The following is a 20,913-nucleotide window of genomic DNA, read 5'->3' as shown; positions in this document are numbered from 1 at the left end:
GTGTGGAGCCGTTCTACGTGCCCCCCGGGGTAAACGCGGTAGTTGTGTACAGAGACTACGAACTGCCCGGCTTTACTATCCTAAATAAAACGGCCTTCTTCGTGGTCGTTGATGAGGGCTCAATGAAGTACAACGCGGTGGTGATTGAGAGGGAGATTTCTGTCAGCCGGGAGACTGCCATGCGCATGCTTAACGAAACGGCTAGGTTGGAGCCTTGGCTACGTAGCCAGGGGATAATACTGGCGCCTTTCAAGTGGCGTTATGAAGGCGGCAAACTATCCCTAAAGCCGGACATAGAGCTGAGATTTTCAAGACCCGTAGATAGGCGGCCGCTGGCTACGGGAAACACCACCTACTACTTCTACTTCGACGGCGACGTGATGCTACTACCGGCTATGGACATATACAGGTCGGCTACCTATATCCCCGAACACGGCGGCTGGTATAGGCTCTCGCGCCTAGTAGTGGCCCACAACTCCTTAGGCTACCTGCCACATCCACTGCCAGAGATATTTAAGATACACCCAGCGTCGACAGGCAAGGGAGAAATCACAGTAACTCTAAAATAAGCCTCTTTTTCCCAAGGCCGCATTCACTAACGCTGTATACGGCGCTTTAGGCGCGGCAACCTAAGCACTTGGTCGAGTCGATGGGTAGTTGCTGACTCCCCATCCCCCCAGTCTTAAAATATATAAATTGTCAGTAGTCAAGTCCGTTATGCCCTTTAGCCACACGAAGATCGTCGGGCCTGCGGGGAGGTACGGCGCTAGGTACGGAATGGGCCAGCGCCGTAAGGTCGCCGCGATTGAGGTTAAGCAGAAGGGCAAGCACAGATGCCCGAGCTGCAGATCTCTTGTTAGGCTTGAGAGGCTGGCCTTCGGCATCTGGAGATGCCCGAAATGCGGCTTCACCTTCGCCGGCGGCGCGTGGACTCCACAGACTATTATGGGCAGGGCCCTCGCCCCAGAGGAGTTGAAAGAGGTCGAGGCGCAGAAAGCTAAATGGAAAGAGGCTGTGAAGTAGTTATAACCACCTCTAGAAACCCCTCTAAAAAAACCCTAGAGCTTGTAAATGACCTAGCCAACTCCCTACCCGGCGCCAGGAAGATTGTACGCGGCAAGAGATCCTTCACCGCGCTTCTCGAAGAGGCAGTGGCCTGCGGGGCGCGGTACATAGCTTTTATCTGGGATAGACGCGGCATGCCCTCGGCGTTGCTCTTCTACGACGTATCAAACAAGCGGTGGAAGCACTACATGTTGAAAATCTCCGGCATTAAGACGCGTAGAGAATTCCCCGTATTCGTAGCCAGGAGGCCGCCTGCCAAAAGCGCCGTGATCGTAGACATGGCCGGCGGGGAGCTCGCCGAGATACTCGCCGAGGTATTTCACTACCCCATCATATATAGTCTGGACGCCGTGAGGGGGCTGTTCGACACGGTGATACTAATCACCCGCCGAGAGGGCTACCTAGTGGAGTTGCTCGGAGGCGACCTAGGGCCCAGGGCCTCCACGATAAAGATAAGAAAAGTGGTGTATAGACATGTATAGGCTAGTGATTAACGTAGGCAACGTTATTTCTGGCATATGCCCAGGGCGGCGCATACGGGCTCTAGGCGCATGAGGGCGTCTAGGGCGCTTCCGGTGAGTAGTATCTGTCCTTTCTGTCTGCGCCACTTCTCCACGCCGAGGGTCTTCAGCACCGCCGCCGTCCTCATGTAGTCCGCCTCGCGCCCTCCCTCTACGCTGGCGTATATATTCACATAACCATTAATCTCACCGTCACTCTCTTTGTAGAACCTAGCCTCTTTCTCCAACGTTACTTCACTACTCCCCTCAATCACCTTTGCCCTCACCTTCACTACAAGGTGCTCCTTCTTCTTCTCGCTTTTCTCTCTCCACGCTTCCACCTCTTCCACCCTCACCCTCACCTTTTTACCCTCTACCTCGACCTCCCTCTCGACGGGCGGCTTTACTCTGCCCCACATCTCGCCTTCGCGGAAGTACTGCTCCAAGCGCCGGCGCGCCTCCTTTCCCTTTGCCTTCGCCTCTTTTAGGAGCATTTCTTTCAGCCACCACGCCCTCTCGTCGCCGTGTAGGGCGAGCCAGCCGATGTACCTGAGGCCGTCCACAGTTATGCGGACAAAGCCCCTCTCGCCCCCTCTCGGCTCTCTGGCGGTGAAGTGGACAAAGCACCACTCCCCTTCGCATTTGTCCCTCATGCCCAGATCCCGCAGAAGCTTCACAGCTTTATTGTAGGACTCCGGGTCGCTGGGTTTGTACTCCACAAATACAGCGGCTTTTTTCTCAACGTCACTGAGAATCTTATGTCTCCCCACTCCGGCACGCCTCTTTCGAACTTCCCGGCGAGGCGTCTATACGCCTCCTCTTCGATGGCGCCGGCCTCTCTGCACCGCTGAAGGAACTCAGCAACGGTTCTCCTAACAGCCTCGTGTACGGAGTCGGCGGCGAGGGCGTTTGTCGAGACGTCTATACGCCACACGTCACGATCGCCCCTCTTCCGCACATCCGCCCTCACCCCCACAGCCCTAAGCACCGCCGCCCTCCGCTCAGCCTCGGCGCGGTCGGTGGTTATGAACCGCAACTTCACAGCACTACCTTTAACAAGGCGTATCTGGTACTCAGCCGCCGCGCCGTCTGCCTCAACTACAAGCCTAGCCCTGGGCCTCTTGACTATGGTGAAGCCCTCCACCCGCGCCTTCACTTTTTCTGCCTTGGCTATATCAATCAGCTTCTCCACCTTGGAATAAATCTGTTCATCGCTCTTCACGGCCTCAAGCATACGTTCGAGGGCCGCCAGATACGGCAGAGCATCCCGGGCGAACTTCCTCGCCTCCCCGCCGTACAGCCTTATGTGGACGGCGTTTTTGTCCTTTGCTATCTTCGGCTGATACCCCAACGCCCTCAGCAGTGCGTAGTAGAGATCCACCTTGTCTCCGGCCGGCACCTCATCCTCCTCTCCGCCGCCGACGGTCAGCCTAACCTCTTTTGAATACACAGAGCCGTCGCCCAGCACTGCGTGTAGGAGCATACCCACGGCGCGTCTCCCAGCCTCCCCGCGCTTTCCGGCATCTTGTTCGCTTTGCTCCAGCTCTCTGAGGACGTTCACCAGAGTGTGGAACACCCGGTGCCCCTTGAGGCCCGGCGCCCTTGTAGGCCACTCGCCGATCCACCTCTCCAGCCTCTCTCTCAACCCCTCGCGGCCGGTGTCCTCCAGATGTCTAACTACGAAATCGATGAAAGCCCTCTTCTCCTCTTTAGACATGGTGCGCGCCGCCGACAGCCTATCCCACACCTTTTTGAAGTACTCGCCGCCCAGCTCCACGCGGTACACAGCCTTCAGCCCATGAGATTTCATAATTTCAATGACCACGGTTAGTACAATTACACAAAGGCGCACTTTGTATACAACGCAGAACAGAGCAGATATATGTCCACACGGCCCACGTATATCACCACCAGCTCGTGTAAACTCCTCCAGATGTGGTACACATAGACATGAGAGAGCTCCAAGTGAGATAGGCTTGGCTTATCACCCCCATTTCCTCACATCTGCCAGCGTCTTTATATGCCTCGCCACGAACGCGGCCACTAATACAAGCGCCACTGCGAGGTACACCGCGAACTCCAGCGCGGCGGGTTTGGATAGATAGGCGACGATCGTGAGGCCCACGAGTGCCTCCACCGCCGTCACGAGATATATGTACCCGATGTACTGCATCAGCAGGCGCCTCTTCGCCTCGCCGAATGGCGGCCCACCTGCCTCAAAGCGTCTATACTTTACGTCAGACGGCTTCTTAGGCGCAAGCACGTAGCCAATCGCCACTAGCAACACTAAGGCACCCAGCAGGGCCAGTAGAAATATTAGGAAGGCCATACCGCCCTCAACAGAGCCGACAGAGCTACGGCGCCTAGGGAGATGGCCAACAGCTTGGTCCACCCAACTCTGAGCGCTTGGTCAATCCGGTACCTTGGGTATATAGCCCTGACCAGTATCAGCGGCAGTACGAAGGCTGCAAGTTTCAGAGCCGTGACGGCGGCGCCTGTGACCGTGTCGGCGGCGGGTAGCCAGCCTCCTAGGAAGAGGGCGACGCCGAGTAGTGAAGTTGCGTACATCTTTACATATATGCCGCCGAACGAGAGGATGAACAGCGTGGAGCCGTACTCTGTGTAGGGCCCCAGCACAACCTCCGGCTCGGCCTCCGGAATCTCAAACGGGAACCTGGTGGTGGACGTCATGACCGATATGTAGAACGCTATGAAGGCCAGCGGGTTGAGGAGGACGCCCCACAGCCAGCTCTGCGACTCGACGACCTTGAGGGGGTCGGCGGTGTTGTACAGCATCACCATTGCCAGCACCGAGAGGAGTAGCGGCACTTCGTACGCCGCGGTTAGCAAAATCTCTCTCACAGCCCCGATGTACGTCCACTTATCCGCCTCCGTCCACGCCATGGCCACCAGAAACACAGCCACCAGTAGCCACACGACGACGGCCAGCACGACGCCGTATTGGCTGTATAGAATCACCAGCCCCGGCGCCGCCGCGATGAAGACCACGGGGAGCGCCTCCGCGGCGAATAGAAGCACCGGCGTGGCCGCGAATAGAAACCGGTTGGTATGCCTGGGGATTACGAGCTCTGAGAACAACAGCTTCACCAAATCTGCTATTGGCTGGAGAAAGCCGCCGATCTGCTTGGAGACGTACAGAGGGCCGTATCTCCACTGCACCTTAGCCACAAGCTTCCTCTCCCCCCATATGGCCACTACTAAAAACCCGAAAAGCGCCAGTATTCCGGGAAACACCAAGGCGGCTATTAAGTCGGGGGTGAGGGGTATCGGAAATGCCATGGCTACACCAGCGCCGCGGTCCCCCTCTCGGCCTTGACGGCCTCCGGCGTCATCTCCCTGGGCCTTCTGTAGGTATCGAGACTTCTCCAAGTGATCTCGACGTGGGCGGTGTGTTGCAGAGAGCCGGTGGGGCAGGCGTCTACGCAGTAGCCGCAGAGGATGCACCTACCCCAGTCGATTCCCGGGTACCGCTTCCCGTCTTCCTCTAGGTGGAATTTAATCGCCTTTGCTGGGCAGACAGCCTCGCATAGCTGGCACGAGATACATTTGGACTTGTCGTTTACTATAAACCCCCTTACCCTCTCCCCGTAGTCCCGCCTCTCCTCCGGCCATCTTACAGTCCACCGCCTCTCAAAAAGGTTTTTTACAGCAACTGTGAAGAGCTTTAGGTGTACGCTCATCTCGCGCCGCGGGGCGTTATACAAGGCAGGCTTGGATCCACGGGTCCAATTACCTCTTTGCCCACTATCCTGTTTATCTCCGCGACATCTCTATCTATCACCGCCTGTATTGCCTCCACCTCCTCAGACTTTAGATGCCTGAAGCGGCCTTGTAGCTCCAGGAAGCACTTAACCGGCTTCCTCTTGGGCACCGGCAACGTCACTCTGAACTCCCCGTGGTCGATTTCGTAGTTGACCCAGTAGCCGGTCTCCGTGGCCAGCTCTAATACACGGATGGCGTACTTAGGCTCGAAGCGCCACCCCGGCGTGCAGGACTGCAGTATGTGGAGGAAGGCCGGGCCCTCAGCCTCGGCCGCCTTCTTAAATTTATAAACCATGTCGTGGACATACGCAGGGTTCGCCGTCGCGACGTATGGAATGCCGTGTGCCGCGGCTATGGCGGCCATCGGCTTCTTGTGAGTCACATTCCCCGGCACCTTCCTCCCCGCGGGCGCCGTGGTTGCGGAGGCGCCGAACGGCGTGGTGCCGCTACGCTGAATCCCAGTGTTCATATACCCCTCGTTGTCGTACATGACGTAAATCACCTTGTGGCCCCGCTCAAACATCCCGCTCAAGGCCTGGAAGCCGATGTCGGCGGTGCCGCCGTCTCCGGCGAAAACCACTACGTTGATCTTCCGGTTTGGATCTATCACGCCGCGCCTCTTCAACACCTTGATGGCCGCCTCTATGCCGGAGGCCACCGAGCCGCCGTTTCCAAACGCCACATGTATCCACGGCACAGCCCAGTTTGTCCTCGGATAAATCACGGTGGAGACCTCGGCGCAACCAGTCGAGTTCACGACGATTGTGTCTGGGCCGAGGACCTTGAGCATGTGTCTAGCTATGACGCCTATTGTACAGCCGGCGCACAGGCCGTGGCCGGGCAGGAACAGCTCCTCCTGTGGGAGCTCGAAGTTTGCGTATTCGTACAGCCCCGGGTATTCCTCAGCCACCTTCATCCCCGGGAACAGCAACTGCGGCCGCCTGATGTATATTTTTTCCTTTATCTCCTTAAAGCGGCCTTTCTCACTCATACCCCCTCAAGCCCACTGTGTACGGCGTATTTGGTGCCCACAGCCCTCTGTGGATTTTAACAGCGGCGTCGTATATCATGTCGGAGTCTATCGCCCTCATACCTATGGTGGCCAAGACGTTGTACACCGGCTTCTGTATCGTCGCCGCTATCTCCACGGCCATCGGCCCGTACAGCGGGCCGCCGTGGTTAATTGCCCGGTCAATCACGGCGACCTTGTCCACGTGCTCCAGCAACTTCCTAATCATGTCCCCGGGCCATGGACGTATCACCCTCAGCTTCAAGGCCCCCGATCTGACGCCCTCGCGCCTCAGCCTATCCACAACCTTCTTGACGATACCGAAGATTGAGCCGTAGGCTACGATTGCCAGCTCCGCATCCTCCAGCCTGTACGGCGTGAGGATTCCGTAGCTACGTCCAAACACCTTGCCGTACTCCTCATCTGCCTCTTGAATAACCTTCAGCGAGGCGCGGAGAGCCTCAACTGCCTGCCACCTAATTTCCCAGTACCACTCCGGCGTGCCCACAGCGCCGAGCTGAGCCGGGTTGTCGACATCCAGCTTCACCCAGCTCCTCGTAATAGGGGCGTAGCGCACCACCTCCTCCTCGTCCTCAGGGACGTCCAGCGGCTGCAACACGTGGCTTGTCCAGAAGCCGTCGTACGCCACGACGGCTGGGAGGTGGACTCTGGAGTCCTCGGCGACGCGGTATGCCTGTATCACGGTGTCGAAGGCCTCCTGGGCGCTCTGCGTAACGTAGATGATCCACCCCAGTTCCCTCATAGCCATGACGTCGCTGTAGTCGCCCCAGACGTTGATAGGCGCCGAGATAGCCCTAACCGCCATGCCCATCACTATGGGTAGCCTCAGCCCAACTGCTATGGGGAGGTTTTCGTACATGTAGAAAAGGCCCTGGGAAGAGGTCTCGGTAAAGGTCCTGGCGCCCATCGCAGAGGCGCCTATTACTGCAGATATCGCCGAGTGTTCGCTCTCTACAGGTATGTACTCGGCGTCTAGCTCGCCGTTGTTTACATACTCAGCGAGCCTCTCCACCACGGGGGTCTGCGGCGTGATAGGGTAGGCCGCTATCACCTCGACGCGGGCCATCTTTACTGCCAGCGCCACGGCGTGGTTGCCCGTGAGGGCGATGCGCTTCTGCGCAACTTTCCGCTCTTTTGGAGCTACGATCTGCGCCGTCATAGCTCCCTCACCATCTGGATTGCTCCTGTGGGACACACCTCGGCGCAGACGCCGCAACCTTTACAGAACTGGTAGTCGAAGTCAATCGCCTTCATCCTGAACCTCCTCCCACGGGGCCCCTCCACCTCTCTCCACGCCTCTACTATAGCGTCGTCTGGGCAGTAGAGCCAGCACTTCCTGCACATAATACACTTCGAGTGGTCAATCACCGGCTTGTCAATACGCCAGCCGCCCGTGGTGTATAACAGGCTTGTTCCCGGGAAGACGGCCCCCGCCTTGTTCACCTCTCTCCACCCCACTATCTCGTACGGCCCTGTGAGGAACGCCGAGGTGGTTGAGATTATCCCCTTGGGCTTAGCCGAGGCGTCTACTCTAGCTGGCGGGATAACCACAGCTTTTTCAAAAGCCTCCTTGGTGGCGGCGAAGTTCTGCTCCACAGCCTTGCCCAGCTGCGTCTCGAGTGCCTGTTTTATGGACTCCAACGTGGGGAACCCCATAACTTTTGAAAAGGCTCCTGCAAGAGGTCCGTTTGGAACGTCGAGCTTCACATGGCGCCTAGCTATGTCTATTGCGTCTAACACGACGAGGTACACGTCATCCCTCCCCACAAGCTTCTTAGCCTCCTCCGGGCTTTTACCAGTGTTAATAATTACGTACCCCCCCGGCTTGACTGCGTCGATGGCGAATCTCATGCTGTCGATTAGCTTGTCGTCGAAAACCACCACCACGTCGGGGGTTTTCACCGGCTCCTGGTCCTCGATAGGCTCTTTGCTAATTGTTAGAAAGGCCTTCACGGGCGCCCCCCTCCGCTCGGCCCCGAACTCGGGAGTTGCTATTGCGTAAAACCCGTCGATAATAGAGGCATTAGCCACTATGTATGTAGCCGTGACGATGCCCTGGCCTCCCCGCCCCAGCCAGACGGTTTCTACACGCATATAGCTATATTCGAAGATGACTTAAAAATTTAACTACGTAGCTTTCAATCATGGGAAAAGACACTTTTTATGAATCTCAAATTTTTTATAATGATAAAATCCAAGAAATCCAGGCAAAGGGCACGAGGCCCAGCGCCAGGATCACCACGGCGGCGTGTAGAAAGCCGAGGACTCCCCCGGGGAGTGTGTGGAAGACTCTTATGTAATACGGCACAGACATGACGATATTCACCAAGACGAAGAGACCCGCGGCCGTCCCCAGGACGTGGGTAGCCGCTAGGAGGAGGTACAGCTTAGGCCAGAAGCCCAGCACCGGCGGGATCCCTATCTGGTTCATGACTAGGAGGAGGGCCTCCCACCTGGAGCCCCCGCTGTCCAGCTGGCGGAACAGCGCCATCTTCCCCACGGCGTCTGCGAACACCAGCGCAAGAGCCAGGCCCGGGGAGAGTACATACGCAAACAAGGCGAATCCGCCGTGGGCCACTGTGGAGTACGCCAAGACTCTTCTAAGGTCTTGGCTGGTCAAGGCGCCGAGGTTGCCGATGAGCATGGAGAGGGCCCCCACGGCGAGAGACACAGCCTGCGGCACGGCGGGCCTTAGATACACCAGGGCGGCCGCCGCCGCGATCTTGGGCAGACTCGCCAGCAGAGCCAGCCCCGCGGGCGACGAGCGGCCGTAGACGTCGACGACCCACATGTACATAGGCACCGCCCCCAGCTCCGTGGCTATCGCCAGAAACAGTAGCATATTTCCAACGTCTCCCCACGTCCCGCGGAGGGCGAGGCCCGATATAAGCATCGACGTGGAGATGGCGGAGATTAGCAGATACCTAAACAAGCCGCCGAGGGACCCCTCGTCGTCGAGCACCGGCAACAGCGTGGCGGGGGCCGCGGCGGCCATGACAAAGCCCAGCGCCGCTAGGTGAGGCGCCTCCTGCCCCGCGGCCACGAGGTAGATTCCGGTGTATGAAACGGCGGCGGCGAAGCCTGCGTAAGGTGCCAGCCTTCCCCTGTCTAGAACAAAAACAGCGAGGATGTACGGAAGGGCCAAAAGCGTAAGCAGTATGTTGGCCTTCGCAGTCCAAACAGCCAACACGGCTATATACGCCGCGTCTAGCAGAGAGGCTCTTGGTATATACAGCCTGGCAATGACGTACGCGGGCAGTATATAAATCAGCGGGTCCATAGCCACGTCAATATGACTAACAAGGCCCCCACGCCGACCCCGGCGACGTATAGATAAAACTCAAAATTCCGCCTTGCGACCTGGAGCGACGCCGTTTTGACAGCCGTCGGGAGAAGCCTGTGCAACGCCAAGTCGATAGATTTGTCAAGCGCGGCGACGGTAGAGGCGAGGCTCCCCCACACGCTTGGGAGGCCCATTAACTTTCTGTCTATGTAGCCGTCGAACTTAGCAACAGCCCTTGTCAACGCCGCTAGTAGCCTAGGGGCAAGCATGTCGTAGGCTAGGGGGAGCCAAAACCTTCTATACAGCGGCGTGTACTCGGACGTCTTCGCGAGGAGGAGACCCGCCAGGGCCAGCGCCCAGAAGAAGTTCGGCATCTTAGCCACAGCGAAGGCGGCGAGGCTGAGTGTCAGATACGGTAGCGCGGCGCCCCAGCCCCCCGCGGCGGTGCCGCTCTTCGCCAGCAACTTCCCCACGTAGCCGGCGGTTAGGGCCGAGAAGATCAACAGCCACGGGTCGGCGTGCGCCTTCGCCTCGGCGCCCAGCGGCGTCAAGCCAAGCAACGTCAGTAGAGACAGGACCATGGCCACCTTAGCCGGAAGGGGGTAGGCCGCAGGCGTCCTGCTGTGGGTTAGGTGGATGCCGTGTCCAACGGCCATGAATAGAGTCGCCTTGGCCACGCCGTGGGCATATATAAGGGCCACGGCCTCCTCCGGCTTCGCCAAGGCGAAGGCCGTGATGAGGCCCAGGTACGACGCCGTCGAGGCGGCTAGCAAAACCTTGGGCTCTCTCTGTCCCAGCGCCACGAGCCCGCCGTAGAGAGCCGTGGCGATTCCCACAGCGAAGGCCGCGTGTCCAGCCCACTGGGGCATCAGCCCGCCCAGCTTCAGCAGTAGGATGGGGCCGGCCTTGACCATGGTTGAGCTGTGCAACAACGCGCTGACCGGGGTCGGCGCCGACATAGCCGTCATAAGCCAGTCGGTAAAGGGTAGCTGAGCCGCCTTGGCAAACGCGGCAACTAGCACAAGGGCGGCCGCCACGTCGGGGAGGGCGTGCCAATGGCTTATGTAGGGCGACTGGGCCGCGGCCAAGCCGAGCCCGGCTATTAGGGAGGCGGTGCCCATCTCAACCGTCAAGATGGCCCTCAAGGCGGAGGCCGAGGGAGTCCACAGCCACCTCAGCCCGCCGGCCACATCCCCGCCCCCCACCCAGCCCGCCTCCTCCTCATCTCTGTAGGTGAGGATTAGGGCCCAGCTCGCCAAGTCGAGGCCGCCCCAGCCCAGCATCAGCACAGCCCAGTGATCCGCGGCGACGAAGGAAAGCATAGAGGCGTAGAAAACCCCCATCCACAGCCAGAACCAGCCCCTCCTCTCCACGTCTTTGACATACCACATGGAGTAGAGGACGATGGACGTGTAGACTCCGGAGATGAAGAATATCAACTGCGCCGTTTGGTCCCCCACGCGTAGCAACTGTGTAGCCGGGTGGAGCTCCCCTCTGAAGGCGAGGTACGTCGTAAAGCCTCCGGCGAGGGCGGCGCCTATCCCCCTTCTGGTGAATAAATCCGCAACGGCGGCAATGGCTATTAGCAGTAGCAACAGCTCTAGAGGAACCATAGCAACACCACCGGCATCAATATATAGGGCAACACCGCAGATGCCAACGTCGATATATACATCTCCCCGTCTACAGTCACCTCACCGGCGCCACCTCTATAGATTCTGTTAAGTATATAGAAGTTGTACAACGCCGTTGTAAACAAGGCGGCGATTAGCAACACCACCACCGACAAGCTGTGAGGAGCCCCCAGCGCCACGCCGATTTTGCCAAGGAGATTAATCCCAAACACACCTGAAAGAGCTACGAAGGCCATCACGGCTACGGCGAGTATCCTGAGGTCCCACCTCAGCTCGTCAAACCTCCTCGTATGTAGCCCAACTATGTAGATTCCGCTTAGCATAAAGCCGGCGGCTTTGGCGAATGCATGTCCGACGAATAACAGGGCGAGCGCGAAGTAGCCGAGTGGGTGTTTCACGGCGGCCGCCGCCACCAGCAGGCCCATGTTGGCTATGGTGGAGTCGGCGAGGGCACGTTTGATATCCACCTCTCTAAAGACGAGGAAGGAGCCGTAGATAGCCGTCGCTAGGCCGTAGGCGTACAGGACCTCAAGCGGCCACTGCGCCCCCTCTCTCAGCCGCCAGATCCAATACGCCATAAGCCCGACGTGCACAGGACTGAGTAAGGCGGACAGCGGCGTCGGTGCCTCGGCGTGGGCGTAGGGAAGCCAGAAGTGCGCACCTGCGGTTCCCATCTTCACCAGCAGACCCACGAGCACGAGGAGCGAGGCGAGGCCAAACGTCTTGAATCCCTCAGCCACGAAGTGGCCGGAGAGGGCGATGCCGACGAGGAATAAGATAGATCCAACTTGCGCCCAGATGAAGTAGAGGAGGCCCACCCTCCTCCTGTCGCCGTAGCCGAAGTACCATATGAGGAGGAAGCTGGTGATTATGCTCAGCTCCAGGGCTAGAAACACGAAGACTAGATTTTCAAATAGTATTATCCACACGAAGGAGAGCACGTAGAGCGCGTGGACGCCGTAGTACCACCTAGCCGCCTGTAGATGTTCTAGGTATCTGGGGGCGTATAGAGTCACGAGGAGCCCCAGGACTACGGAGGTGGCCACGAAAGGCATCTTGTAGAAATCCAGCGAGACAGCCACTTCGCCAATGTAAGGCATGGAGACGGGGTGCTGGCGGCCTTGCTGAGCCAGGTAGAAGAACATGGCCAGTTGCGCGGCGAGGGCCGCCGGCCTGCCGGCTTTTAACGCCGCTATAGACAGGACGGCGGCCAGCGCGGTGGCTAGTAGAAATAGGTCAGACATAGCCCCTCCTAGCCATTTTGAATAGCGTCGCGACGAGGAGCACGGTCTCAAAAACGCCGGCGGAGGCCGCCACGGCAAGCATGTTTATGTCGCGGGCCGCCGCGGAGGCGTATATGGCGCCCAGAGTCATGACCTCCGCCCCGATTATTGCCCTCACCAGCGACTTGGCTGTGGCTATTACGGCGAGGCCGCCCGCCATAATTAGCAACGCGATATACACCGCCATCACAGAGTTATCTCAAAAGCCATCTTCAAGGCGAAGATGAACAAGGCAGATATCAGCGGTATCAATGCAAAGTCCACCGTCTGCTTCAGCGGCGGCTCCACAGCTGTTTGCGTAGCTAAAGCCGCGGCGGCGAGTATGAGGAGGCCCCCCACCGCGGCCCACCTCCACTGCGTGGTGGTCGCCGACTCCTTAAGCGTGGCGGCGGCCACGACGACCAAGGTCAGCGAGGCTACAATATATACCAGGGCTGTTAGTATGAACGCGAGCTCTCCGAGGTGTATATACGCGCCGAACGCCACGGCTACGCCTAGCGCTGAGAGGAGGAGAGAGGCGTATATATTATCTCTTGTGAGTAGAATTACTCCAACAAGGAGAGGGAAAAGCAGTAACAGGAGTACCTCCATATGGCTATGTCTCTAGCTCCTTTTAAATTTCTCTATATCTTCTCTAATAAATTTTAGATGTAAGCTATGAGAAATCTCGAATTAAATATAATTTGAGATGATGAGCACTCCTTATCTCGAATATTTGATAAGTTTATAATGTTTTATTGTGTCTATATAAATTTGTAAAGAATAGCTATACTTTTAAACTCAACACATATGTAGTTACATGGCAGTGTTTAAAGTTCTGAGAGTAGATCTATCCACAGAGAAAATTAGCGAGGAGGTGTACAAAGATGATGTAGTTAGGAAGTTTCTGGGCGGCAGGGGGCTGGGGGCGTATCTTGCGTTGAAGGAGCTACCTAGGGGCATCGACCCACTCTCCCCCTCAAATAAGCTGTACATCTTCGCCGGACCTCTGTCGGGCACCGCGAACTTAGCCACTAGTAGAATCAACGTCGTCGGGAAGAGCCCGCTGACTGGTTCATATACTCACGCCAACGCCGGTGGGAACTTTGCCTACTGGCTGAGGAGGAGTGGGTACGACGGCATAGTTGTGGAGGGCAGGGCCGAGGAGCCTGTCTACGTATTAGTGAAGGACGGCGAGGTTTCTATAAGGCCTGCGAAGCATATATGGGGTAAGTGGACGGGGGCCGCCACTAGGGCGTTGTTAGCCGACGCGGGGTTTGAGCCTGATGAGAAGAAGGCAGGCGTAATGACTATTGGACCAGCTGGTGAGAACCTTGTGAGGATCGCCGGTTTGAGGTTCAGCGACTACGAGAGGTTCGCCGGCCGCGGCGGGCTGGGCGCCGTGGCTGGTGCGAAAAAGTTGAAGGGCATAGTGGTGTGGGGGACCCACGACCCGTTGAGGGAGTTTGTGGATAGGCAGAGGTTCTTAAAGGTAGCTACTGAGTACTCGGTGAGGTTAATGAATGCCGGCACCACGAAGGCATTGCATCAATATGGTACGAATCTGTTGACTAATATCATCAACTCAATAGGCGGGTACCCCACCAGGAACTTCGAGACGGGGTATTTCGAAGAGGCTGAGAAGATAAGTGGCGAGTATATAAAGCAGAACTACGTCAAGGAGGTTCACGCCTGTATGCTGTGCCCAATACAGTGTACTCAGATGACTGTGGTAACCTCAGGTCCTTACAAGGTGGCTGGGGAGAAGATTAAGTACGAGTACGAGTCTACCTGGGCTCTTGGAGGCAATCTCGGGCTCTCTCAGACCGACGCCGTGCTGAAACTAGAGAAGCTTGCTAACGAGCTTGGAATGGACACCATATCTCTAGGGAACACCTTGGGCACGTTCCTAGAGCTTGTGAAGAGGGGTAAGATACAGTATGACATAAGTTGGGGCGACGCCGCTTCCCTCATCGACTTGGTGTATAAAATGGCATATAGGGTGGATATAGGCGACGACCTGGCCGAGGGCGACTGGAGGCTGGCTAATAAATACGGCGCGCCAGACGCCTTCGTTGGGTCGAGGGGGCAGGGCTTCCCTGCGTATGACCCCAGGGCGCTGAAGGGGTTCGCCATTTCTTACGTGACGGCTAACCGCGGCGGGGACCACCTGGAGGCCTACAGCCCGACGTGGGAAGTGCTGGGGGTGCCCGAGAAGGTAGACCCGCTGTGCGAGTCTCCGGAGTGCATCTCGAAGCAGGTTAGGCTCGTTATATACGCGCAACACTTGATGGCTCTCGCCGACTCGGTGACCTATTGCAAGTTCGACACGCTGGACAAGGACGGCATCTTCGAGACTCACATATCTGATTTATTCAACGCGGCTTTTGGCTGGGACACGACTCCGCAGGAGATGTTGACAATTGGCGAACGCATATTCAACGTCGAGAGGCTGTTCCACGTGAAGGAAGGCAAGTGGGTAAAGGACGAGTTGCCCCCCAAGATGAGAGAGCCTATAAAGACCGGCCCCGCCAAGGGCCACACGGCGTCTAAGATGTTTGACGAGGGGATTAAGGAGTTCTACAAGCTCAGGGGGTGGATCGACGGGAAGCCGACTTACGAAACTTTGAAGAGGCTTGGCCTAGAGGAGTTCCAGTACCTACTGTAACGATATTTTTCTCTACTCAATAATTTTTATTTTTGTATGTGTGCCCGGGGTGGTGTTTGCCGTATATTACAGACCTGATTTGAGAAGTCTTGCGGAGGATTTTAAGCGGAGGTACGGCGCGGCTGATTTGAGTTGTAGATCTGGGTTTACGCATTTGTTTATATTCGGCGGTGATGGGACTCTGCTTGAGGCTATTAGGAAATATCCCTGTGCACTTGACTTGGTTGTGGTGCACCTGGGGTTGGGCAAGGTGAATTTTTACAGAAGTGCCGAGATAACGCTACCAGCCGACGACGCTGTGGAGAGGATTTCGAGGGGTGAATATAGGGTTTTGGAGCTGGCTACGCTTGATGTAGAGGGTTGCGTCGCCCTTAATGAAGTGGCTATTTATAGAAGGGAGCCGGGTCGGCTTCTGAGTTTTAAAATAAGGAGCGACGAGGGGGAGGTGGTGGGTAGGGCTGACGGGGTTATCGTATCTACGCCTCATGGAACCTCTGGCTACGTTGTGTCTACCTTCGGCCCTGTGGTGGACTACCGCGCTGACGTCATCGTCGTGTCGTTTGTAGCTCCCTACACGCTGTATCTGAGGCCGATGGTTTTGGCTACTGACAGGATCGTGGTGGAGACCGCTGAGGACAGCGTGTTGGTTTGCGACGGGAGGGAGGCTCGTGTTGGGCGGGTTTTCGAGGTGGCGAGGGGCCGGAGGAGGCTTAGGCTCGCGGTTTTCGGCGACTTCCAGTTTCTCAACAGGGTGGCGGAGCGGCTGAGGAGTTTATGAACTGCTACGTGTTGGACGCCTCCGCCTTTATACATGGCAGAGACGCCAGGCTGTTCACCGGGGTGCTCTACACCACGAGAGAGGTTGTGGAGGAGTTGAAAGACCCCAGGGCCCAGGCCGCGCTAGAAGTTATGAGGGTTGAGGTGGTGGAGGTCGACGAGGGGAAATTGAGGGAACTTCTCCGCAGGTTTAGGGAGCTGTCTCCCGCAGACGCGTCTGTCCTTGTCCTTGCCTTGGAGAAGGGGTGTGTCTTGGTGACAGATGACGGGAGGCTGGCGTCGGCGGCCAGGAGGCTGGGGGTGAGGGTTCAGGGGGTTTTCTACAGGTAGTGCGATATGTAGGAGCCGGCCGCCGCCGCTAGGGGGATGGTTAAGTTGTCCTCTGGACTCGCGGCGTCTGCGGCAATAACTAGTGCTGTAATGACGGCGGAGGCTGGCGGGGAGTAGCCCAGAGACGTGAGCGCGGCGGCGTTGAGCAACGCCCCTATAGCCGTGCCCCAGGCCGTGAGTTTGCCGAGAAACCTCCTGCCTCCGAGAGCTGAGCCCGCCACGGCGCTCGCGGCGTCGTACACCGCCATGCTTATGAGAGCGGCGAGCAGGTGCTGTTTTCCAAATAGGACCAGCGCAGTGAGGAAGCCCACGGCGCCCATTAAGATGCCTAGGTATCCGTGCCGCTTCTCATAGTCCCTCTCAGCCAAAAGCACCAGCTCCTCGAACTGCCTAACGGCCTTGAGGTACTGATCTCTTAGCTGCGGCTTGTCTAGAGGCAGGAGTTGTTCAAGTCTTCCAAAGGCGTCTTCGAGAGCCTTGAAGAAGCTCTGTCTCCACTCCTCCCACACAATCGGCTGTCTCACCTGTATAGAGTAGAGCAGGCTCCCGACGAATGTCAACGCGGCTATGTAGAGTTCTGGCGGTATATCGGTTATAAACGGCACAGCCATCAACCCCACGAAGCCTATGTGGAATATCTTCCTCGCGACTAGGTTACGTAAATCCTCTAGGCGACTCACGGACCACTTCACATCTCGGTTTATAAACTGTGGTGAGGGCTGGACGCCATCCTACCCCCGGCGCTTTGGATAGTGAAGGTGCGGCTAGATCGTGGAGCAGACGCCGACGATAACCCTCAGCGGCACTCCACGTTTCAACTCGGCCACGAGTCCCCTATCTAGATCCGAGGCCGCCTTATTGGCGTGGATTGCCACCGTCGAGTCGTCTACGTATCCGCTTTTCCTCACCACTATCCGCCATTTTGATGTAGGCGTTGCTATAGGCGTCTCGCCGATTACGTAATCCCAGCGGTTGCCGGTGTCTAGTATTAACACGACCACGCCGCCCCGCGCCAAGGCGCCCAGCACATCCCCCGCTAGTTCGCCAGCCGCCTTTTCTGAGCAACAAGCTACTATGCAGTCGCCCCTCTTAGTTAGATACGGGTCTTTTGTTATTTCTAGCGACTTCTGGTTTCTGGCAGTTACATTGGGGTGCCCCCTGGCCGTGAAGACGTCACGCGGCGCCTCGCCGCGCGCCACTCTCTCGACACATTCCTCCACAGGCATACCTTAGGCGGCTGTATATTATGGAGGCTTTTAAAAACACTGTTTTTAATCCGCCATGGATGTTGAAAGTAAATTGGCGCTGATTTTGAGATACCCCACTGAGGAGATCTTGACAGTCGAGGAGCTTAGAGAGCTCCTCCAGGTCGGGTATAGGCTGAACCACTACATTGGTTTTGAAATCAGCGGCTTCATCCACATAGGGACCGGCATCGTCAGCATGTCTAAGGTTGTTGACCTGCAGAAGGCTGGAGTTAGGACGCAGGTGCTCCTGGCGGATATACATTCCTGGCTGAATAATAAGCTCGGCGGCGATCTGGAGACGATTAGGAGGGTTGCCGTGACGTACTATGTGGAGACTTTTAAGAAGATTATCGAGGCCCTGGGGGGCGATCCCGACGCGACGAGGTTTGTCCTCGGCTCGGATCTGTACCACCACAACGACGAGTACTGGCTACTGCTGATGGACATTACTAGAAACCTAACGCTTTCGCAGGTGAGACACAGCCTCACGATATTAGGTAGAAAGATGGGCGAATCTATCCCACTCGCCTACTTGGTGTACCCACCACTTCAGGTGGCAGACGTCTTCGCCTTGTCGGCCCACATACCCCACGGCGGCATCGACCAGAGAAGGGCCCACATCCTCGCCAGGCAGGTGGCTGACAAAATCAGATTCTACCCAATGGAGGTAGACGGGAGGCGCATCAAGCCCGTTGCTCTGCACCACAGGCTCCTCCCAGCGCTTAATATCTCCACCAAGCCCAGTAGCAAGGAGGAGCTCAGCGAGATGAAGATGTCGAAGAGCATACCCCAGAGCGCCATTTTTGTACACGACACCCCCGAGGATATTAGGCAGAAGGTAGCCCGGGCCTACTGCCCCCCTAGGGAGGTTGAGTACAACCCGGTGCTCGAGTTGCTACGCATATCTGCGTTTAGAGAGGAGAGAAAGGAACCCTTTGTCTTGAGGCGGCCTCAGCAGTACGGCGGCGACATAGAGGCTTGGAGTTATGAAGAGGTGGAGGCGATGTATAGGGAGGGCAAGATACACCCCGCCGACTTGAAAAACGCCACAGCCGAGGCTTTAATCACCCTCCTGGAGCCGGTCCGCAGGTACTTCCAGGGCCCGGGGGCGAAGTTGCTAGAGGAAATGAAGAACATCACGATTACCCGCTAAAAACCTCAGAGCTTCTCTCAACACAAGGAGAGATCTCGCATCAGTCAAGGCGGCGGTCGCCAACGTCATGATGTGGTCGTCGTAGTCCACAGCCACGTAGTCCCCCCCGTCGAGGGTCGCCAGGGCGCGGTCCACCAGCCTCATGCCGTATAGTAGTCTAAACGCCGCAAAGGCCGCCCTCAGCCTAAGCCTTGTGGAGAGGGTGGCGGCCTCGTAGAGCTGGGGGTTGCCCTCCTCAACTGCCCTCGCCGCCAGGCCGCCGCTTTTGAGAGCCAGCAGTATCCCGCCGCCGCTGAGGGGCTTCACCAAGCCCGCGGCGTCGCCAACAGCAATGTATCGGCCGTGTACCACTCTACGCAGTGGGGGCCCCGCCAGCACCCCCCCGCCGAACGGCTTCCCTACGGGACTACCCCGCATTAAACTAACCAGCTTCTTCAGCTTCTCCACCACACAGCAGGTGTCTGCGAGGCCTACTCTATACACACCTCTTTCTATTTCGACAATCCACGAGAAATAGGTTTTCGACAGCTTCTGGTTGTAGACAACGGTTATGCCAGGCAGATCCACCCCGCTCTTGACGTCTACCTGTAGGCCAGGTAGCCTAACTACGTGGCCAAGTCTGCTAGAAAACCTCCTGACAGAGCCCTCTGCTAGTATAATGTAGTCGTACGGCCCGTGCCTCCCGCCATCGGCGGTGTATATGTAGCCTCTGCCCAAGGCCACTACCTTCCTGCCGAGGTTAAGCCTAGGCACGTAGCTGGCGAGGCTCTGCTCAAGCCCCGGCCTATCTATTAGGTACACGCCGCCTTTAATTCTAAAGCGTATGAGGCGGCCGCCTAGATCTGTGACAGTCAACTGGTTGTATTTCGCAACGACTAACGACCTGGGGATGCCTATCCGATCAGCTGACGAGGCGCTTACCAAGCTTGTACAGTGACGGGGCAACCCCACCTCCGTGTGTTCTTCAAATACCTCCGCATCTCTGTACCGGCTGGCGAAGGCGAGCCCGGCGGGCCCCGCGCCGATGACGGCGACTCGCACCTCCGCGTCTCTGTTTGAATTTAAAACCCTTAATATAGTGGCTTATTTGAGGTATGAGGTTTAAAAAAGCCGTTAGAGACCCTATCCACGGCTTTATTAAACTGACGGAGGAGGAGGTTAGGCTAATAGATGGGGAGCCGTTGATACAGAGGTTGAGGTACGTAAAGCAACTGGGGTTTGTCTACCTGGTATACCCCACGGCGACGCATACCAGATTTGACCACAGCTTGGGCGTTCTACACGTCGCCACTCTGCTGGGCACACGGATTATGCAACAACTCGGCAACGTAGACGAGGATTTGCTGAAGCACATACGGGTGGCGGCCCTCCTCCACGACATAGGCCACCTCCCCTTTTCCCACTCTTTCGAAATATTGACAAAACACCTACTTCACATGGCCGTCGCGAGGGGATGCGTCGAGGTGGACATGGCTCAGTTCGACGCGGCGCGTAAGCCGCATGAAGTCACTACGCAACTCCTGGTGAATAAGCTGGGGCCAAGGCTGTCGGAGCTGGGGTACGACCCCAGCCTCGTGGCGGAGTTGCTATTCGGCCGGGATGGCAGATACAGACTATTTAACAACATCTTAACCGGAGTGTTCGACGCGGACAGGCTTGATTACATAATGCGCGACATGTACTTCACAGGCGCCGCCGTGGGCACCAGCTTTACCCATATAGATCTCGAAAGGATTGTGGAGAATCTGGAGGTAGTTGGAGAAAATTTCCAGTTTAACGAGAAGGCGCGCGTCAACCTGGAGGGCTACCTCATAACTAGGTACAACCTCTACCGCCACGTGTACCTCCACCACAAGACTGTGCTCTTCACAGAGGTGGCTAGGTACATACTGGCGGAGAATATAGAAAAATGCGGAGAAGGCTCCGGCGACCCCCAGATATGCCAGTATCTATGCGACCTGGCGCGGTTCGCCACGGGGAACGTGGATGAGGTAAATATCTGGAAAGCCACCGACGACTATTTCGTCTCTGTGTTTATCCGCGACGCCAAGTTTAGAGATCTTCTCTCTAGAAAGCCCCCGGACTACGTCACCCTGTGGAAGAGGGAGAAGGATTTTCTAGAGGTGTTTAAAGATCCCGTGAGGATAAACGAGCTGGTTGATAAAATAGGCCCCATACACT

The 20,913-nt window shown here is 57.1% G+C and carries 24 protein-coding genes; 8 read left to right on the top strand and 16 right to left on the bottom strand.

Annotated features, from left to right (window positions below; translation table 11 throughout):
* From ACP5J3_RS02680 to ACP5J3_RS02670, 3 genes are all read left to right on the top strand, one after another.
* Window positions 1-569: hypothetical protein (locus ACP5J3_RS02680; protein ID WP_428494238.1), on the top strand; the 569-nt coding region annotated here is incomplete at its 5' end.
* Window positions 570-717: 148 nt separating this feature from the next.
* Window positions 718-1,023, top strand: coding sequence for a 50S ribosomal protein L37ae (locus tag ACP5J3_RS02675; protein WP_263242818.1), 306 nt, complete (start codon window positions 718-720; stop codon window positions 1,021-1,023).
* Window positions 1,002-1,547 carry a ribosomal biogenesis protein gene (locus ACP5J3_RS02670; RefSeq protein WP_428494237.1) on the top strand — a complete coding sequence of 182 codons (546 nt, stop codon included), beginning with the start codon at window positions 1,002-1,004 and terminating at the stop codon, window positions 1,545-1,547. The genes ACP5J3_RS02675 and ACP5J3_RS02670 overlap by 22 nt, the downstream gene beginning before the upstream one ends.
* Window positions 1,548-1,570: 23 nt before the next feature.
* Here the strand turns inward: ACP5J3_RS02670 and ACP5J3_RS02665 are convergent, their stop codons facing one another.
* From ACP5J3_RS02665 to ACP5J3_RS02605, 13 genes are all read right to left on the bottom strand, one after another.
* Window positions 1,571-2,284 carry a PaRep2b protein gene (locus ACP5J3_RS02665; protein WP_428494236.1) on the bottom strand — a complete coding sequence of 238 codons (714 nt, stop codon included), beginning with the start codon at window positions 2,282-2,284 and terminating at the stop codon, window positions 1,571-1,573.
* Complete coding sequence (locus ACP5J3_RS02660; RefSeq protein ID WP_428494235.1) at window positions 2,239-3,375, bottom strand: hypothetical protein; 1,137 nt, start codon at window positions 3,373-3,375, stop codon at window positions 2,239-2,241. Before ACP5J3_RS02660 ends, ACP5J3_RS02665 begins: the two co-directional genes overlap by 46 nt.
* A gap of 174 nt (window positions 3,376-3,549) precedes the next feature.
* The gene (gene ndhC, locus ACP5J3_RS02655) at window positions 3,550-3,894 is read right to left on the bottom strand and encodes an NADH-quinone oxidoreductase subunit A (RefSeq protein ID WP_428494234.1); all 345 of its coding nucleotides are present in this window, start codon (window positions 3,892-3,894) and stop codon (window positions 3,550-3,552) included.
* Window positions 3,882-4,865, bottom strand: coding sequence for an NADH-quinone oxidoreductase subunit NuoH (gene nuoH, locus ACP5J3_RS02650; protein WP_428494233.1), 984 nt, complete (start codon window positions 4,863-4,865; stop codon window positions 3,882-3,884). Before nuoH ends, ndhC begins: the two co-directional genes overlap by 13 nt.
* 2 nt (window positions 4,866-4,867) lie before the next feature.
* Window positions 4,868-5,266 (bottom strand): NADH-quinone oxidoreductase subunit I, encoded by a 399-nt coding sequence (locus ACP5J3_RS02645; protein ID WP_263245383.1) that lies wholly within the window; start codon window positions 5,264-5,266, stop codon window positions 4,868-4,870.
* Complete coding sequence (locus ACP5J3_RS02640; RefSeq protein WP_428494240.1) at window positions 5,263-6,264, bottom strand: thiamine pyrophosphate-dependent enzyme; 1,002 nt, start codon at window positions 6,262-6,264, stop codon at window positions 5,263-5,265. Before ACP5J3_RS02640 ends, ACP5J3_RS02645 begins: the two co-directional genes overlap by 4 nt.
* A gap of 67 nt (window positions 6,265-6,331) precedes the next feature.
* Window positions 6,332-7,537, bottom strand: coding sequence for a transketolase C-terminal domain-containing protein (locus ACP5J3_RS02635; RefSeq protein ID WP_428494232.1), 1,206 nt, complete (start codon window positions 7,535-7,537; stop codon window positions 6,332-6,334).
* Window positions 7,534-8,472 (bottom strand): 2-oxoacid:acceptor oxidoreductase family protein, encoded by a 939-nt coding sequence (locus ACP5J3_RS02630; protein WP_428494231.1) that lies wholly within the window; start codon window positions 8,470-8,472, stop codon window positions 7,534-7,536. The genes ACP5J3_RS02635 and ACP5J3_RS02630 overlap by 4 nt, the downstream gene beginning before the upstream one ends.
* Before the next feature lie 85 nt (window positions 8,473-8,557).
* Window positions 8,558-9,658 carry a proton-conducting transporter membrane subunit gene (locus tag ACP5J3_RS02625; protein WP_428494230.1) on the bottom strand — a complete coding sequence of 367 codons (1,101 nt, stop codon included), beginning with the start codon at window positions 9,656-9,658 and terminating at the stop codon, window positions 8,558-8,560.
* Window positions 9,646-11,274 carry a proton-conducting transporter membrane subunit gene (locus ACP5J3_RS02620; RefSeq protein ID WP_428494229.1) on the bottom strand — a complete coding sequence of 543 codons (1,629 nt, stop codon included), beginning with the start codon at window positions 11,272-11,274 and terminating at the stop codon, window positions 9,646-9,648. Before ACP5J3_RS02620 ends, ACP5J3_RS02625 begins: the two co-directional genes overlap by 13 nt.
* The gene (locus tag ACP5J3_RS02615; protein ID WP_428494228.1) at window positions 11,262-12,539 is read right to left on the bottom strand and encodes a proton-conducting transporter membrane subunit; all 1,278 of its coding nucleotides are present in this window, start codon (window positions 12,537-12,539) and stop codon (window positions 11,262-11,264) included. Before ACP5J3_RS02615 ends, ACP5J3_RS02620 begins: the two co-directional genes overlap by 13 nt.
* Entirely contained in the window at window positions 12,532-12,765 is a 234-nt protein-coding gene (locus ACP5J3_RS02610) for a ferredoxin:quinone oxidoreductase (RefSeq protein WP_428494239.1), read from the bottom strand. The genes ACP5J3_RS02615 and ACP5J3_RS02610 overlap by 8 nt, the downstream gene beginning before the upstream one ends.
* On the bottom strand, window positions 12,765-13,169 hold the full coding sequence (locus tag ACP5J3_RS02605) for a hypothetical protein (RefSeq protein ID WP_428494227.1): 405 nt from the start codon (window positions 13,167-13,169) through the stop codon (window positions 12,765-12,767). Before ACP5J3_RS02605 ends, ACP5J3_RS02610 begins: the two co-directional genes overlap by 1 nt.
* Window positions 13,170-13,377: 208 nt before the next feature.
* Between ACP5J3_RS02605 and ACP5J3_RS02600 the strand changes: the two genes are divergently transcribed.
* The 3 genes from ACP5J3_RS02600 to ACP5J3_RS02590 are packed head-to-tail and all read left to right on the top strand — an operon-like array spanning window position 13,378 to window position 16,332.
* Window positions 13,378-15,225 (top strand): aldehyde ferredoxin oxidoreductase family protein, encoded by a 1,848-nt coding sequence (locus ACP5J3_RS02600; protein ID WP_428494226.1) that lies wholly within the window; start codon window positions 13,378-13,380, stop codon window positions 15,223-15,225.
* Between the two features lie 52 nt (window positions 15,226-15,277).
* Complete coding sequence (locus ACP5J3_RS02595; protein WP_428494225.1) at window positions 15,278-16,003, top strand: NAD(+)/NADH kinase; 726 nt, start codon at window positions 15,278-15,280, stop codon at window positions 16,001-16,003.
* Window positions 16,000-16,332 carry a PIN domain-containing protein gene (locus ACP5J3_RS02590; RefSeq protein WP_263245401.1) on the top strand — a complete coding sequence of 111 codons (333 nt, stop codon included), beginning with the start codon at window positions 16,000-16,002 and terminating at the stop codon, window positions 16,330-16,332. The genes ACP5J3_RS02595 and ACP5J3_RS02590 overlap by 4 nt, the downstream gene beginning before the upstream one ends.
* On the opposite strand, the gene ACP5J3_RS02585 is transcribed toward ACP5J3_RS02590, so the two are convergent.
* Together ACP5J3_RS02585 and ACP5J3_RS02580 are read right to left on the bottom strand one after the other, a co-directional pair.
* Window positions 16,323-17,012, bottom strand: coding sequence for a phosphatidate cytidylyltransferase (locus ACP5J3_RS02585; protein ID WP_428494224.1), 690 nt, complete (start codon window positions 17,010-17,012; stop codon window positions 16,323-16,325). The genes ACP5J3_RS02590 and ACP5J3_RS02585 overlap by 10 nt on opposite strands.
* A gap of 84 nt (window positions 17,013-17,096) precedes the next feature.
* Complete coding sequence (locus ACP5J3_RS02580; protein WP_428494223.1) at window positions 17,097-17,558, bottom strand: DUF371 domain-containing protein; 462 nt, start codon at window positions 17,556-17,558, stop codon at window positions 17,097-17,099.
* Between the two features lie 55 nt (window positions 17,559-17,613).
* Between ACP5J3_RS02580 and ACP5J3_RS02575 the strand changes: the two genes are divergently transcribed.
* Window positions 17,614-18,732, top strand: a complete 1,119-nt coding sequence (locus ACP5J3_RS02575) for a tyrosine--tRNA ligase (RefSeq protein WP_428494222.1) — start codon at window positions 17,614-17,616, stop codon at window positions 18,730-18,732.
* Here the strand turns inward: ACP5J3_RS02575 and ACP5J3_RS02570 are convergent.
* The gene (locus ACP5J3_RS02570) at window positions 18,697-19,773 is read right to left on the bottom strand and encodes an NAD(P)/FAD-dependent oxidoreductase (protein WP_428494221.1); all 1,077 of its coding nucleotides are present in this window, start codon (window positions 19,771-19,773) and stop codon (window positions 18,697-18,699) included. The genes ACP5J3_RS02575 and ACP5J3_RS02570 overlap by 36 nt on opposite strands.
* 53 nt (window positions 19,774-19,826) lie before the next feature.
* Between ACP5J3_RS02570 and ACP5J3_RS02565 the strand changes: the two genes are divergently transcribed.
* On the top strand, window positions 19,827-20,913 hold a 1,087-nt coding region (locus tag ACP5J3_RS02565), incomplete at its 3' end, for an HD domain-containing protein (protein WP_428494220.1).

This window comes from Pyrobaculum sp. (assembly GCF_049971835.1).
GTDB lineage: Archaea > Thermoproteota > Thermoprotei > Thermoproteales > Thermoproteaceae > Pyrobaculum.
Note: the sequence above shows the minus strand (reverse complement) of the source record. Positions and strands in the feature narration are given on the sequence as shown.

What these genes read in the sequence shown, in the direction of transcription:
- ACP5J3_RS02675 (WP_263242818.1), top strand. Translation starts at nt 718, where the DNA reads ATGCCCTTTAGCCACACGAAGATCGTCGGGCCTGCGGGGAGGTACGGC.
- ACP5J3_RS02670 (WP_428494237.1), top strand. Translation starts at nt 1,002, where the DNA reads ATGGAAAGAGGCTGTGAAGTAGTTATAACCACCTCTAGAAACCCCTCT.
- ACP5J3_RS02660 (WP_428494235.1), bottom strand. Translation starts at nt 3,375, where the DNA reads ATGAAATCTCATGGGCTGAAGGCTGTGTACCGCGTGGAGCTGGGCGGC.
- ndhC (WP_428494234.1), bottom strand. Translation starts at nt 3,894, where the DNA reads ATGGCCTTCCTAATATTTCTACTGGCCCTGCTGGGTGCCTTAGTGTTG.
- nuoH (WP_428494233.1), bottom strand. Translation starts at nt 4,865, where the DNA reads ATGGCATTTCCGATACCCCTCACCCCCGACTTAATAGCCGCCTTGGTG.
- ACP5J3_RS02645 (WP_263245383.1), bottom strand. Translation starts at nt 5,266, where the DNA reads ATGAGCGTACACCTAAAGCTCTTCACAGTTGCTGTAAAAAACCTTTTT.
- ACP5J3_RS02640 (WP_428494240.1), bottom strand. Translation starts at nt 6,264, where the DNA reads ATGAAGGTGGCTGAGGAATACCCGGGGCTGTACGAATACGCAAACTTC.
- ACP5J3_RS02635 (WP_428494232.1), bottom strand. Translation starts at nt 7,537, where the DNA reads ATGACGGCGCAGATCGTAGCTCCAAAAGAGCGGAAAGTTGCGCAGAAG.
- ACP5J3_RS02630 (WP_428494231.1), bottom strand. Translation starts at nt 8,472, where the DNA reads ATGCGTGTAGAAACCGTCTGGCTGGGGCGGGGAGGCCAGGGCATCGTC.
- ACP5J3_RS02625 (WP_428494230.1), bottom strand. Translation starts at nt 9,658, where the DNA reads ATGGACCCGCTGATTTATATACTGCCCGCGTACGTCATTGCCAGGCTG.
- ACP5J3_RS02620 (WP_428494229.1), bottom strand. Translation starts at nt 11,274, where the DNA reads ATGGTTCCTCTAGAGCTGTTGCTACTGCTAATAGCCATTGCCGCCGTT.
- ACP5J3_RS02615 (WP_428494228.1), bottom strand. Translation starts at nt 12,539, where the DNA reads ATGTCTGACCTATTTCTACTAGCCACCGCGCTGGCCGCCGTCCTGTCT.
- ACP5J3_RS02610 (WP_428494239.1), bottom strand. Translation starts at nt 12,765, where the DNA reads ATGGCGGTGTATATCGCGTTGCTAATTATGGCGGGCGGCCTCGCCGTA.
- ACP5J3_RS02605 (WP_428494227.1), bottom strand. Translation starts at nt 13,169, where the DNA reads ATGGAGGTACTCCTGTTACTGCTTTTCCCTCTCCTTGTTGGAGTAATT.
- ACP5J3_RS02600 (WP_428494226.1), top strand. Translation starts at nt 13,378, where the DNA reads ATGGCAGTGTTTAAAGTTCTGAGAGTAGATCTATCCACAGAGAAAATT.
- ACP5J3_RS02590 (WP_263245401.1), top strand. Translation starts at nt 16,000, where the DNA reads ATGAACTGCTACGTGTTGGACGCCTCCGCCTTTATACATGGCAGAGAC.
- ACP5J3_RS02580 (WP_428494223.1), bottom strand. Translation starts at nt 17,558, where the DNA reads ATGCCTGTGGAGGAATGTGTCGAGAGAGTGGCGCGCGGCGAGGCGCCG.
- ACP5J3_RS02575 (WP_428494222.1), top strand. Translation starts at nt 17,614, where the DNA reads ATGGATGTTGAAAGTAAATTGGCGCTGATTTTGAGATACCCCACTGAG.